This is a genomic window from Sphingobium sp. LSP13-1-1.1, assembly GCF_040676415.1.
Taxonomy (GTDB): domain Bacteria; phylum Pseudomonadota; class Alphaproteobacteria; order Sphingomonadales; family Sphingomonadaceae; genus Sphingobium.
In genome coordinates this window covers 22,656-36,526 of record NZ_JBEGHU010000023.1, presented here as the reverse complement: position 1 = coordinate 36,526, position 13,871 = coordinate 22,656, and the positions used below count along the sequence as shown (strand labels likewise).

At 61.7% G+C, this 13,871-nt stretch carries 11 protein-coding genes and 2 tRNA genes; 5 read left to right on the top strand and 8 right to left on the bottom strand.

Features of this window, described 5'->3' with window-relative positions; translation table 11 throughout:
* Positions 1-166: 166 nt before the first annotated feature.
* The 3 genes from MRBLSP13_RS12145 to ppdK all read left to right on the top strand — a co-directional run bounded on the left by MRBLSP13_RS12145 (position 167) and on the right by ppdK (position 6,088).
* Positions 167-1,039 carry a glycine--tRNA ligase subunit alpha gene (locus MRBLSP13_RS12145; RefSeq protein WP_133652090.1) on the top strand — a complete coding sequence of 291 codons (873 nt, stop codon included), beginning with the start codon at positions 167-169 and terminating at the stop codon, positions 1,037-1,039.
* A complete protein-coding gene (glyS, locus tag MRBLSP13_RS12140; RefSeq protein ID WP_363735374.1) occupies positions 1,039-3,240 on the top strand; it encodes a glycine--tRNA ligase subunit beta in 2,202 nt (733 codons plus the stop codon). Before MRBLSP13_RS12145 ends, glyS begins: the two co-directional genes overlap by 1 nt.
* A 145-nt stretch (positions 3,241-3,385) precedes the next feature.
* Positions 3,386-6,088, top strand: coding sequence for a pyruvate, phosphate dikinase (ppdK, locus tag MRBLSP13_RS12135; RefSeq protein ID WP_363754703.1), 2,703 nt, complete (start codon positions 3,386-3,388; stop codon positions 6,086-6,088).
* A 34-nt stretch (positions 6,089-6,122) separates the two neighbouring features.
* Here the strand turns inward: ppdK and MRBLSP13_RS12130 are convergent, their stop codons facing one another.
* Complete coding sequence (locus MRBLSP13_RS12130) at positions 6,123-6,623, bottom strand: hypothetical protein (RefSeq protein ID WP_363754701.1); 501 nt, start codon at positions 6,621-6,623, stop codon at positions 6,123-6,125.
* Positions 6,624-6,762: 139 nt separating this feature from the next.
* Between MRBLSP13_RS12130 and MRBLSP13_RS12125 the strand changes: the two genes are divergently transcribed.
* Both MRBLSP13_RS12125 and MRBLSP13_RS12120 read left to right on the top strand, forming a co-directional pair.
* Positions 6,763-6,839 (top strand) — tRNA-Arg (locus MRBLSP13_RS12125).
* A gap of 149 nt (positions 6,840-6,988) precedes the next feature.
* A tRNA-Arg gene (locus MRBLSP13_RS12120) sits at positions 6,989-7,065 on the top strand.
* Between the two features lie 34 nt (positions 7,066-7,099).
* On the opposite strand, the gene MRBLSP13_RS12115 is transcribed toward MRBLSP13_RS12120, so the two are convergent.
* Genes MRBLSP13_RS12115 through MRBLSP13_RS12085 form a run of 7 tightly spaced genes read right to left on the bottom strand, consistent with a single transcriptional unit; the run spans position 7,100 to position 13,837 of the window.
* Entirely contained in the window at positions 7,100-8,551 is a 1,452-nt protein-coding gene (locus MRBLSP13_RS12115; protein WP_363754699.1) for a cobyric acid synthase, read from the bottom strand.
* 48 nt (positions 8,552-8,599) lie between these two features.
* Positions 8,600-8,818, bottom strand: coding sequence for a hypothetical protein (locus MRBLSP13_RS12110; RefSeq protein WP_133652086.1), 219 nt, complete (start codon positions 8,816-8,818; stop codon positions 8,600-8,602).
* A 25-nt stretch (positions 8,819-8,843) separates the two neighbouring features.
* Positions 8,844-10,127, bottom strand: coding sequence for an N-succinylarginine dihydrolase (locus tag MRBLSP13_RS12105; RefSeq protein ID WP_363754697.1), 1,284 nt, complete (start codon positions 10,125-10,127; stop codon positions 8,844-8,846).
* Positions 10,124-11,143: an arginine N-succinyltransferase gene (locus MRBLSP13_RS12100; RefSeq protein WP_363754695.1), complete on the bottom strand. Its 1,020-nt coding sequence runs from the start codon at positions 11,141-11,143 to the stop codon at positions 10,124-10,126. The genes MRBLSP13_RS12105 and MRBLSP13_RS12100 overlap by 4 nt, the downstream gene beginning before the upstream one ends.
* Positions 11,140-12,363, bottom strand: coding sequence for a hydrolase (locus MRBLSP13_RS12095; protein WP_363754693.1), 1,224 nt, complete (start codon positions 12,361-12,363; stop codon positions 11,140-11,142). Before MRBLSP13_RS12095 ends, MRBLSP13_RS12100 begins: the two co-directional genes overlap by 4 nt.
* A 44-nt stretch (positions 12,364-12,407) precedes the next feature.
* Positions 12,408-13,307 (bottom strand): DUF481 domain-containing protein, encoded by a 900-nt coding sequence (locus MRBLSP13_RS12090; protein WP_363734734.1) that lies wholly within the window; start codon positions 13,305-13,307, stop codon positions 12,408-12,410.
* A 44-nt stretch (positions 13,308-13,351) separates the two neighbouring features.
* A complete protein-coding gene (locus MRBLSP13_RS12085; RefSeq protein WP_363734736.1) occupies positions 13,352-13,837 on the bottom strand; it encodes an RNA pyrophosphohydrolase in 486 nt (161 codons plus the stop codon).
* Positions 13,838-13,871: the final 34 nt, after the last annotated feature.

The window sequence follows — 13,871 nt, the reverse complement described above, 5'->3', positions numbered from 1 at the left end:
GGTCCGTTTCCTGAAGGGTTTTTACTTCCATGCGTGCCGCCGCCCGCCAGGGCAAGCGGATTTACGGTTAAGGCCGCCCTCTTTTCCTTGACCCTGCGTCCTTGCTGCGCCAAGGCGCGCCGCATCAAACCGTCATTTTTATAGCCATGATTTCTGGGGACCGCCGGTGGCGACAAGCAAAGCGCTTTCCTTTCAGGACCTGATCCTGACCCTGCACGCCTATTGGGGACGGCAGGGCTGCGTGATCCTGCAACCCTATGACATGGAAGTAGGCGCGGGGACTTTTCACCCGGCGACCACGCTGCGCAGCCTTGGCCCCGATGCATGGAACGCCGCCTATGTCCAGCCCAGTCGGCGCCCGACCGACGGCCGCTATGGCGAGAACCCCAACCGGCTCCAGCATTATTACCAGTATCAGGTGATCATGAAGCCGAGCCCGGCCAACCTTCAGGAACTCTATCTGGGATCGCTGGCGGAAATCGGCATCGATCCGCTGGTCCACGACATCCGCTTTGTCGAGGATGATTGGGAAAGCCCCACCTTGGGCGCCTGGGGTCTTGGCTGGGAGGTGTGGTGCGACGGCATGGAAGTCACCCAGTTTACCTATTTCCAGCAGATGGGCGGTTTCGACTGCAAGCCGGTGGCGGGCGAGCTGACCTATGGTCTTGAACGTCTGGCCATGTACATTCAGGGCGTCGACAGTGTGTACGACCTGCGCTTCAACGACGCGGGCGTCACCTATGGCGACGTGTTCCTCGCCAATGAGCAGCAGATGTCGAAATGGAATTTCGAGATCGCCGATACGGAAAAGCTGTTCCGCTGGTTCAAGGATGCAGAGGCCGAGTGCAAGGCGTCGCTGGAGGCTGGCGTTCCGCTCGCCGCCTATGACCAGGCGATCAAGGCGAGCCACGTCTTCAACCTGCTTCAGGCGCGCGGCGTCATCTCGGTGCAGGAACGCGCCAGCTATATCGGCCGCGTGCGCGATCTTGCGAAGGGCGCCTGCGAAAAGTGGATGGAAGTGAACGGGTGGGCCGCGTGATGACCGATTTCCTGCTCGAACTGCGTTGCGAGGAAATTCCGGCGCGGATGCAGTTGAAGGCGTCGGACGACCTCGCCCGCCTCTTCACCGAGGAACTGGCGAAGGCCGGGTTGAAGCCCGAAAGTATCGACAGCTTCGTCACGCCGCGCCGCCTTGCACTGATCGCTCGCAACCTGCCGCTGGAAACGGCGGCTGTCAGCGAGGAGTTCAAAGGGCCGCGCACCGCTGCTCCGGCACAGGCGCTGGAAGGTTTCCTCCGCAAGACCGGCCTGACCCAGGACCAGCTTGAGGACCGCGACGGCGTGTGGTTCGCAACCGTCAACAAAGCCGGCCGCGCAACAGCAGAGGTGCTGGCCGAAGCGATTCCCACCATCATCCGCGCCTTTCCCTGGCCCAAGTCCATGCGCTGGGGCACCGCCTCGCAGACCACCGAAAGCCTGCGCTGGGTCCGCCCGCTGCAAGGCATCGTCGCGATCCTTGGCGAGGATCTTGTGAATATGGAGATAGAAGGCGTCCGCAGCGGCTACGCCACGCTCGGCCATCGCTTCCATCATCCTGGTGAGATCACCATAGGCAGCGCGCATGACTATGTCGAAAAGCTGCGCGCCTGCCATGTGATCGTCAGCCACCAGGAACGCCAGTTGATCATCGAGGCGAAGGCCGCCGACGCCGCTGCCGCCCATGGCTATAGCGTGATCGAGGACAAAGGCCTCGTTGCCGAAAATGCAGGGCTCACCGAATGGCCGGTGCCGCTGCTGGGCGATTTCGACCCGGCTTTCCTTGAGGTTCCACCTGAAGTCATTCAGCTAACCCTTCGTATCAACCAGAAATATTTTGTCCTGCGTGATGCGTCGGGTCAGCTCGCACCTGCCTTCATCTGCACCGCCAATATCGAGGCGAAGGATGGCGGCGCGGCGATCATCGCGGGTAATCGCAAGGTCCTTGCCGCGCGTCTGTCAGACGCCCGCTTCTTCTGGGACCAGGATCGCAAGACGAAGCTGGAGGATCACGCCAGGAAGCTGGAACGCATCACCTTTCACGAAAAGCTCGGCACTGTGGCCGACAAGGTGGAACGGGTCGCAAAGCTTGCCCGCTGGCTGGTGGAAGAGGGGATCGTCAAGGGCGCGGACGCCGATCTGGCCGAGCAGGCGGCGCGCCTTGCAAAAGCAGACCTTGTCACCGAGATGGTGGGCGAATTCCCTGAACTGCAGGGCGTGATGGGCGGCTATTACGCGCGGGCCGAAGGGTTGCCTGATGCGGTGGCGGATGCCATCCGCGATCATTACAAGCCGATCGGGCAGGGCGATGAAATCCCCTGTGCGGCTACGACGGTCGCGGTTTCCCTTGCCGACAAGCTGGATACGCTGGTCGCCTTCTTCGCGGCCGGCATGTTCCCGACAGGGTCGAAGGATCCTTTCGCCCTGCGCCGCTCGGCGCTCGCGATCCTCAGCCTGCTGACGGAAAACGGCCTGCGCATGCCGCTGGCGTCGGCCATCTCCTACAGCTTCGATCTCATTCGCCGCTCCTTTCTGAACACGCAGTTGATGACCGAACTTTCCAAGCTTCGGGGCAAGGATATTGCGGGGAATCAGGAGCATCTGGACCGCCTGATGGTCAGCATCATGGCCGGCTTCAATCCAGATCGGGCCTGGACGGATATGGAACGTGACGCGGCGACGGCACTTGTCGGCGAACTGCTCGACTTTTTCGCCGATCGGCTCAAGGTGCAGCAGCGCGAGGCCGGCGTCCGTCATGATCTGATCGATGCGGTGTTTGCCTTGGGCGGCGAGGATGATCTTGTCCGCCTGCTGGCCCGCGTTACCGCTCTCCAATCGTTGGTTGCCACTGATGACGGCATCAATTTGCTCGCGGGATATAAGCGCGCCGCGAATATCCTGAAAAAGGAAGGCGTCAAAACCGCCGCTAAGGTCGAACTCACCTATGTCCCCGAGCAGGCGGAGGCGGGCCTGATCGCCGCGCTTGATATCGCCGAACCGCGTGCCACGGCCGCGGTCAGGGCTGAGGATTTCGAAGGGGCCATGGCCGCACTTGCAACATTGCGAGCGCCAATCGACGCATTTTTCGAGGCCGTTACGGTCAATGACGCCGATCCGGCCAAGCGCTCTGCGCGCCTGGCGCTGCTTGCAAGAGTGCGCGAGGCGGTTCATGCGGTCGCGGACTTTTCGAAAATTACGGGCTGAAACCGAAAGATACCCGGACAACCGGGAAAATCAGTGAAGTAAGAGAGCAATTATCGTAAAAGCAGGTGCGTTTGTCGCCTGCTTGTTGTTTAAATTTTGTTGCATCGCACAAATACACGGCAATCAGTGCAGGAGAGCCGCGATTATGTTGACAATGGAAGAGGCCAGCATGAGCACGACCGCTACCCGTTATGTTTATCGTTTCGGCGGTGGCGTCGATGACGGCGGCAAAGGTGACAAGAACCTTCTTGGTGGCAAGGGCGCAAATCTGGACGGCATGGCCGCCATTGGCCTGCCGGTGCCTCCAGGCTTCACCATCACGACCGAAATGTGCACCCGCTATTATCAGGACGGCGGCGTCTATCCTGAAAGCCTGAAGGCCGAAGTCGCCAACGGAATTGTGCATATCGAGGGCATCACCGGCAAGAAATTTGGCGACAAGGCCGACCCGCTGCTCGTGTCCGTCCGCTCCGGCGCGCGCATTTCGATGCCCGGCATGATGGACACGGTGCTGAACCTTGGTCTCAATGATGAAACTGTGCTTGGTCTGGCTGCTACCTCGGGCGACGAGCGGTTCGCCTGGGACAGCTACCGACGGTTCATCCAGATGTATTCCGACGTGGTCCTGGAACTCGACCATGGCGCCTTCGAAGAGGCGCTGGAGATCGCCAAGGAAGACCAGGGATACACGCTCGACACCGAAATGACCGCCGTCGATTGGAAGGCGCTCGTTGCGGAATATAAGGGGCTTGTTTCAAAGCTTTGGAACAAGCCTTTCCCGCAGGATGTCAATGACCAGCTATGGGGCGCGATCAGCGCCGTGTTCGGATCGTGGCAGGCTGATCGCGCCAAGGTCTATCGCCGCCTGAACTCGATCCCGCATGATTGGGGCACCGCCGTCAATGTGCAGGCGATGGTGTTCGGCAATATGGGCGATAGCTCGGCCACCGGCGTGGCCTTCACCCGCGACCCGGCCACTGGTGAGAATGCCTATTATGGCGAATATCTGATCAACGCCCAGGGCGAGGACGTGGTGGCGGGCATCCGCACGCCGCAATATCTCACCAAGCAGGCGCGCGAACGGGCAGGGGCCAAGCCGCTGTCGATGGAAGAGGCGATGCCGGAAACCTATGTCGAGCTGGCGCGGGTGTTCCATATCCTCGAAACCCATTATCGCGACATGCAGGACATCGAATTCACGGTGCAGCAGGGCAAGCTCTGGATGCTCCAGACCCGGTCGGGCAAGCGCACTGCCAAGGCTGCGCTCAAGATCGCGGTGGACATGGCGAGTGAGGGCTTGATCACGGAGGAAGAAGCCGTGGCCCGCGTTGATCCCGCCGCGCTCGACCAGCTCCTGCACCCGACGCTCGACCCCAAGGCGCCTCGCGATGTGCTGACCAAGGGCCTGCCTGCTTCTCCGGGCGCGGCTTCGGGCGCGATCGTGTTTGACGCCGATACCGCCGAGCGCCGGAATGAACTGGGTGATTCCGTCATCCTCGTCCGCGTCGAAACCAGCCCTGAGGACATTCATGGCATGCATGCGGCCAAGGGCATCCTGACCGCGCGAGGCGGCATGACCAGCCACGCCGCCGTGGTCGCGCGCGGCATGGGCCGTCCCTGCGTCTCCGGGGCGGGCAGCCTGTCGATCGACAATGCCGCCAGGACTTTGCGCATCGATGGCCGGACGCTGAAGGAAGGCGACATCCTCACCATCGATGGTTCGACAGGCGAAGTGATGGCCGGTGAGGTCCCGACCGTGCAGCCCGAACTGGCAGGTGATTTCGGCACGCTGATGGGCTGGGCCGACAAGGTTCGTCGCCTCAAGGTCCGCGCCAATGCCGAAACTCCGCTGGATTGTCAGACAGCCCGGGATTTTGGCGCGGAAGGCGTCGGTCTCTGCCGCACCGAGCATATGTTCTTCGACGCCGCCCGCATCACCGCGGTCCGCGAGATGATCCTCGCCGACACGGAAAAGGGACGCCGGATTGCGCTGGAAAAGCTGTTGCCGGAACAGCGCGACGATTTCGCGCAGATTTTCATGGTGATGGCCGGTCTGCCCGTTACCATCCGCCTGCTCGACCCGCCGTTGCATGAATTCCTGCCGCATGGCGAAGCTGAGTTCGAGGAAGTGGCGAAGGCGGCTGGCGTGGGTGTGGAAGCGCTGAAACGCCGTGCCGCAGAATTGCATGAATTCAACCCGATGCTGGGCCATCGTGGTTGCCGTCTGGGCGTCACTTATCCCGAAATTTATGAGATGCAGGCCCGCGCCATCTTCGAAGCCGCGCTGATCATCAAGCAGCGTAGCGGCGACGCCCCGATCCCGGAGATCATGATCCCGCTCGTGGCCACGAAGAAGGAACTGGAATTGATGAAGGCGATCGTCGACAGCGTCGCCAAGCAGGTTTTCGAGGAACAGGGCGCCAGCGTCGAATATCTGGTCGGCACCATGATCGAGCTGCCCCGCGCTGCACTCAAGGCCGGCGAGATCGCTGAAGTCGGCGAATTCTTCTCCTTCGGCACCAACGACCTGACGCAGACCACGATCGGCATCAGCCGCGATGACGCCGGGCGTTTCCTGACGCAATATGTCGACAAGGGCATATTCGCCCGCGACCCCTTCGTCAGCATCGACGTGGAGGGCGTGGGCGAATTGATCGAGCTTGCCGCCGAGCGCGGCCGCGCCACCCGCGACGGCATCAAGCTCGGCATCTGCGGCGAACATGGCGGCGATCCGGCGTCTATCGCCTTTTGCGAAAAGACGGGTCTCGATTACGTATCGGCCTCGCCTTATCGTGTGCCGATTGCCCGCCTTGCTGCCGCTCAGGCAGCGCTGGCGAATCGGAAGTGACAGGAAAGGGGGCGATTTTCCGCCCCCTTTCCTTTTAAACTGGCGTGGCGCGATGATCATGGTCCCGTGCACGGCTATGTTCGGTGCGTCCATCTAATAATCGGGCCTGTTCCCGCCATTCCTCACGGGAAATAACGCCGGGTTTGAGGCCGAGGCGTGTTTCCAGCGCGGCTTCTTGCTCTGCGCTGATTGCCGCGATCTGGTCATAGCGGTGGTAGCCGGCTTTATTGAGCGCGATTTCGTCCTGTGGCGTAATGCCGCTTATGCGGCTGAAATCGTCCCGGTCATGTGCGCGCTCAATGGTACCGACGGCAGCGCTGCCAAGAACGGGAACGGATTGCCGTTCCAGTTCCGCAATCCTCTCCTGCGCAGCGGTCAGCCGTACATCCCGGTCCTTGGTCGTCTGGGCATGGGCAAGCTGTTCATCGCGCCACCAGCGCTTGTACTTGCCACGCCCGCTCATGATAAGGCCCAGCAGGAGGCCGATCAGCAGCGCAATCGCCAGCAGCGCGATTTCGTTGGGGGTAAAGGTCATTTCAGCATCCTTTCCTGCCCGTCGAACGACCGGCGCCGAACAAGGTTGCGGTTGGACATCTCCAATCGGGCAGCCTGTCAAAAAAGTGCAAAAAGAGCTTGCCCAAATGTCTGGTCGCTTCTATCTGCGCCACTCCAACGCACCCGTAGCTCAGCTGGATAGAGCATCAGACTACGAATCTGAGGGTCGGACGTTCGAATCGTTCCGGGTGCGCCATTTCCCTTGAAATCATCATTATCGCCAGCGTCCGGCATGAGTTCGCCGGCGCTATGCGTGCTCTGTTGCGGCATCATTTTTTTAATTGGGGACGGGCGCGTTTTGGGGTTGCCAGACTGTCCGGCCCCTTCTATCTGCCCATCCACAACGCACCCGTAGCTCAGCTGGATAGAGCATCAGACTACGAATCTGAGGGTCGGACGTTCGAATCGTTCCGGGTGCGCCATTTCCCTTGAAACGTTAAAGCAGGCGCATTCCCGTCAGGTGTTTGCGATCCGGATCATGCCTTCCAAGTCGGCATGATCTTCCAGCTGCATTGCAATCTGGTCCAGGGCATCATTTACAGATGCCTGATAATCGCCGGACGCAGCCTTGTGACCCAATCGCGCGAGAAAGGCGGAGCGCAGCGCGGTGCTGGCGAACAGGCCGTGGATATAGCTCCCCATCACCGTGCCATCGTCGTTTGATGCGCCGTCCGGACGATCGCCCTCCAGCAGCGCGAACGGGCGCAAGCAATCGGGGCCGTCGGTGCGTCCGACATGCATCTCATAGCCAGAAAAGGCCTGCCCCAGCGCAACTCCGTTCGTTCTTTCCAATATCTTGATCGCTGTGAGCCGGGTTTCCACGTTCAGCAGGCCAAGCCCTTCGACGCTGCCGGGCGATCCCTCGATCCCGTCCGGGTCTTCAATCCTGCGGCCCAGCATCTGGTAACCCCCGCAAATCCCCAATATCGGTCGCCCGCGCCGATGATGGGCGCGAATGTCGATGTCCCATCCCTGATCGCGAACCGCCTGCAGATCGGCGATCGTCGCCTTGGAACCCGGCAGGATGATGAGCGTGGCCTCAGCCGGAATGGGCTGTCCCGGCGGCACCATCATGACCTCCACCCCCGGCTCCAGTTTCAGGGGATCCAGATCGTCGAAGTTGGCGATCCGCGGCAGGATGGGGCAAGCGATCAGCAGCTTTTCGTCCAGTCCCCCCCGCCGGCGTTCGAGCACCACCGCATCCTCGCTGGGCAGGCGGCTGGCCTCGCCAAGCCAGGGAATGACGCCAAAGCCCTGCCAGCCGGTCAAATGCTCGATATGGCGATAGCCATCCTCGAACAGCGCCGGATCGCCCCGGAACTTGTTTATCAGAAAACCTCGGATCATAGCCGCATCGGCGGGATCGATCACGGCCTTGGTTCCGGCGATGGCGGCGATCACGCCGCCGCGGTCGATGTCCCCGACCAGGATCACCGGCACATCGGCTGCCCGGGCGAAGCCCATATTGGCGATGTCGCCCGCCCGCAGGTTCACTTCAGCCGGTGATCCGGCGCCCTCCACGACGACGACGTCGCATTGCGCCTGCAACCGATGATAGCTGGCGAGCACGGCCTCCAGCAATTCTCCGCGCGCCGACCGGAAATTCCTGCTGCCGAGCTTGCCGCGAACCTGGCCGTGGACGACAAGCTGCGACGTCCGGTCGGCCTGAGGCTTCAACAGTACCGGGTTCATGTCCGTATGCGGCTCGACGCCCGCGGCCATGGCCTGAAGCGCCTGCGCGCGCCCGATCTCTCCGCCATCACTGGTGACGGCAGCATTGTTGGACATGTTTTGCGGCTTGAAAGGCCGGACGCTATATCCACGCCGAACCAGTGCCCGGCAAAGGCCGGCCACCAGCAAGGATTTGCCGACGTCCGAGCCTGTTCCCTGAAGCATGATTGCAGCCATGGAGCCGCTCCTGCATGGAGCAGGCAGCAGATACAAGTCTGCAGAGAGTTAAAGGGCGCTGCGTCGCAGTTCTACCGCATCCAATATCATGCCGCCGGCCATGAACACGCTGCCGGTGCAGGCCAGGGCAAGCAGATGTCCACCCGTGCCCGGATATTGCTGCATATAGACGAATCCGCGTTCGGTCGCGCCCAGAGCCAGGGCGTAGATCACCAGAAACGCCTCGAACTTCGTCTTGATCGTGAAGAGGCGCTTGATCCGTTCCATTTGGTCCCACCCGGCCTGCTTGCCGTCAGGGAACTAGATCGCCCGAAAGTTGCAAATGGTCAACAAGGGTTAACCATGATTGTTCGATGCGGGCGATCAAACGGGTATCGACCAGATCGTCGGGCGCAATGGCTTCGGGCCAGTAATTTCGGACGATGTCGGCAATGCCGTCCAGCTTTGCCTCATCGACCAGGAAGCGGGGATCGATATTCGCCGGATCGGCCACCACGCGCAGGCGAAGGCAGGCGGGACCGCCGCCATTGGCCATGGACTGCCGCACGTCGACGGGTACGAGCCTGCGGATCGGACCGTTGCCCGCCACCATCTGTTCCAGCCATGCCCAGATGGCCGGCATGTCTCGCGCCTCGGTCGGCAGGATCAGCGCCATGCCTGCCCCGGGCGAAGACGAGCCGCCGTCATCGGGCAGGGTCACGAGCTGCGCATTGAAGATATAGCTGCGGATTGCGTCGGAGAGGCTTATGGCACTGGCTGGAACCTCGACTATTTCGACCGAGGGCAGCCGGGTGCGGAGATCTGCATAGAAACGCTCCTTGTCGGTAAAGGCGTGCTCATGGGTGAAAAGCACGCGCTCGTTGGCGACTGCGACGACATCATTGTGGAACGCGCCCGCCGCGATCGCTTCTTCCGACTGCATGACGAACAGGGTGCGATCCGGATCCAGCCGATGCAGCCGGGCGACAGCCTTGCTTGCCTCTATATGCTGGCGAGCGGGAAAGGGGCCGCCCGATTGGCCATAGACGAATATTTCCACTCCCGCTTCGCCATGGCTGTTACACAGGCGCATATGATTGGCCGCGCCCTCGTCGCCAAAGGGGGCGGGGACGGGGCCATGGACGGCAAAGGCCCGGCGGTCGGAAAAGACGAGTCGCAACTGAGCGAGCGTTTGCGGCCATTCATGGCTGCGATGTGGCATGGTGACGAGATTGGCGACGGTCAGATGCGTGCGCCCATCCGCCGTATCGGGAGCGGGTGAGACGGTCGCGGCATTGGCCGCCCACATGGAGGATGCCGACATCGCGGCCGCCCGGATATGCGCCTCCGCATTGCCGACATCAGTTCCCAGCGCCGACAGCCAGGCGCCATCCGGGCGCCATTGGGGCAGGAATAGGCCCTGCGTCAGTCCAAGCTGCAGGTTGGACCGCATCTTTTCTATGCCCTGCAACGCCGCCGCCCTGGGATAGGAGATCGCTCCCGCATTGCGCGCCGACGCCAGATTGCCTGGGCTGAGGCCGGCATAATTGTGGCTGGGACCGACCATGCCGTCGAAATTGATCTCTCTTGCCCTCATGCCCGTTCCGCCATGGTGAATGACTGGCCCGGCTCCAGCCCCAGCAGTTCCGCAGACGCCCGGTCGAGCGAGATGCCGCCATCGTCGCACTCCATCACGAAGGCGTAGGTGCAGCGGAAATCCGCGAGCCGTCCGGTGGTCACTAGCATCTTTTCTCCGCCCTTCTCATGCACGGCCCCCAATCGCGCATCAGAGGCGTGGGCTATGGTGCGCAGCGCGTTGATCTGCCCCACCATCGTCGGGCCGCCATCGAATATGTCGACATAACCGGGATTGGTGAAACCTTCCGTCTCCAGCATGCGCATGGCCGCGCGGCCATTGGGATGGGGCATACCGATGACGCCGCGGGCACTGTCGGTCAGCATGGCGGTGTAGATCGGCGTCTTGGGCATCAGGTCGGCAATGAACTGGTTACCGTTCACTGCATTGAACTCGTCCGCTTCCTGAAAGCTCATGCCGAAAAAGCGACCCGCGAGACCATCCCAGAAGGGGGAACCGCCCGCCTCGTCGATGACCCCCCGCAGTTCCGCGATGATCCGTTCCCCAAAGCGCGCCCGATGGTTGCGGATGTAGAGATAGCGGCTGCGCGCCAGCAGCAGGCCAAGGCCCTCGGCGCGCTCGCGGGGGTGCAGGAAGAGGCCGCCAACCTCCGTCGACCCTTCCAGATCGGTGACGAGCGAGAGCATTTCCGCCCTGAAGGTGCGCGACAGTTCCCGGCTATGTTGGGTCAAAACGCCCAGCCGATAGGAATAGAAGGGCCAGCTTTGCCCTACCTTGCTGAAAATCTGGCAAGTGCCGCGGACCTGCCCCGTCTGGCCGTTTTCCAGCACCATGACGATCAGTTCGTCCTCAACCCCCTCGCTTTGCCGGGCCAGCGCCTGTTCCGTACGCTCCAGCTTCGCGACCAGCGACTTTCGGTCGGGCGGCAGATTGGTGAAGCCGCCGCCGGTCAGCTTCGCCATTTCATAGAGGGTCTGCAGATCGTCGGCGCGCGCCGTACGCATGAAAAAACTCACGCCTTCACCCCCGTCCTGAAATGCCCTTGTGCAATACGCAGCAACGTCAGCGCCGATAATTGCGCCCGTTCGGCCAGGCTGTCGACGATCAGATATTCCTTATCGCTGTGAATATCGCCGCCGCGTACACCCATGGTGTCGACCACGGGCACGCCGCAGGCCGCAATATTATTCCCATCGCACACCCCGCCGGTATCGCGCCAGGCAATGGAAATACCCAGATCGGCACCGCATTGCCGGACCAGTCCGAAAAGGGCTTCCGCCTGCGCATCCATCGGCTTGGGCGGCCGGCCGAAGCCGCCATGCAGGTGGAGCATGACTTCGTGCTCCCGCGCGATCATCGCCATGACGTCTTTCAGCAGCAGGTCGGCAGCCTGTTGGTCCGCGAAGGTCTTTGGCCGGAAATTGACGTGCAGAACCGCATGATCGGGCACGACATTATTGGGACTGCCACCCTCGATCCGTGCGGGATTGCAGGAAAAGCCGGCACCGCTCGCCGCCTTCAGCCGCAGCGCCAGGTCGGCCGCGGCGACGATGGCGTTGCGGCCCTCCTGTGGATTGCGGCCAGCGTGCGCGCTGCGCCCGGTGATGACAATGGCAAAATTGCCGCTACCGGCGCGTGCCCCCGCCAGCGTGCCGTCAGGCAATGCCGGTTCATAGGTGAGGGCGGCGAGCTTGCCCGTTGCAACCTGCTGCAACAACGCCGCCGATGAAGGGCTGCCGACCTCCTCATCGCTGTTGATGATGACGTCATAGCCCAACTGCATTGCATCCGGTGCGGTTTCCACGGCACGCAAGGCTGCCAGCATGACGGCCAGCCCGCCCTTCATATCCGCCACGCCCGGTCCATTCAGCGTGACCGGATCGATCCATCGCAACGCCTGAAAGCTGTGGTCGGCGGGAAACACCGTATCCATATGGCCGGTGAGCAGGATCTGCACCGGGGCTTCAGGCCTCACCGCCAGGCGCAGGTGGCTGCCATGCGCGACCATGGCCAGAGCGCCGTCGGGCCGGACTGTCTCCACCGGCGCTGGATCGACAAGGGAAATGGAGCCAGGAAGGCTGGCAAAGGCGTCGGCGAGCATGGTTGCCATGGCGGCAAGCCCGGGAAGATTGCGCGACCCGCTGTTTACCGCCGCCCATTTTTCAGTCTGGGCGAGCATGGGCGCATCTGCCGCGCTTTCCATGACGCTCTGTTCGAACGACGAAAGACCTCTCATCCTGCGAACCCTATCAGAGCGGAGGGCGCCCCTCCACCCCGCTTCTAAAAGTCGTAGGTAAGGGTCAGGCGGCTCATCGTGTCGGAATCCCGAGCCGACAGCAGCGTTTCCGATTCATATTGCACATTGTAGGAAAAGGCGGCCGACCAGCGTGTTCCGACCTTCGTCACCAGCGAAGTCAGCGAATTGAGCGTGTAGACGTCACTTTCCGCATAGCCGGACGCTGTCTGCTTGAATGTCAGCACCGGCGTCAGTCGCCAGGCGACATCCATCGATGCACGGGCGCCCAACTTGGTTTCCTGTTCACCTGCCACATATCGCGCATGCCGAATCGACGGGCCGGCATCCAGCGCCAGATCGACCGGATCGCTGACAATCAGCTTGTAACCGATACCCGCCGACGCGGTGTATCGCGCGTCATAGCCGATCGACGTGTCCCGTTCGAATTGAGTCAAGCCATAGGCAAAGCCTCTGGGATCGAACTCATAACGCGGCTCATAGCTGGCGGTGTAGCGTTCGCGCGACGTAATCCCGTTGGCGCGACGGTAATCGACGCTGGCGGCCAGCTTGTGCGACCACTGGATTCCGTTGCGTTTGACTGCGGCACTGGCGCTGATGCCGATCTCTCTTGTGGAGCCGGTGGAACGGAATCCGCCCGCTTCGAACTTGCCGGTCCACAAATCGGTAAAGCGCGCTTCTCGGATCACGGCTTCGTGCGTGGCCTTGGTCCGCGCCTTCCAACTGTTGACCATTCGCTGGATTTCGTCGGCGGAGCCGGGATTGGTTTGCTTGGCGATCTTGGCGACGGTTGCGATTTCGGTCTCATTGCCATTGGCAATCGCCGCTTCCATCATTTCCCGGACCGACGGAGGCAGCAGCACGGGATAATCGGCCAGCGCCGGGGTGGAGAGAAGGAGAGGGAGAGGGGCCAGCCAATAACGCATGCGCCCCTTCATACCGAGACGGCAGAGGATTTTAATCCCTGTTTTCAGATCAGATCCCTGAATTCCTGAAGAATATCCCGATACAGCTTGCGCTTGAAGGGCACGATCAGGTCCGGCAGGCTGTCCGGCTCGGTCCATTTCCATTCGCGAAATTCCGGATGCGCCGTCTGGATATCGATATCCTCGTCCGAACCCAGGAAGCGGGCGAGAAACCAATATTGCCGCTGGCCACGATATTTGCCGCCCCACAGCTTGCCGACCAATTCGGGCGGAAGGTCATAAAAATGCTCTTCGCGCGCCTTGGCTATGATCTCGACATGATCGCGGACGATGCCGGTTTCTTCGTTCAGTTCGCGAAGGGCAGCGGTCTTCATGTCTTCACCGTCATCGATGCCACCCTGCGGCATCTGCCAGGCCTCCACCGCATTGTCGATTCGCTGGCCGACGAACACCTTGCCCTCCATGTTGACGAGCATGATACCCACACATGGCCGATAGGCGAGTTCTGATTCATTTGGCATCGACGCCATCATAGTCCCTGGTCGTTAATCCCGAAAAGCCGGA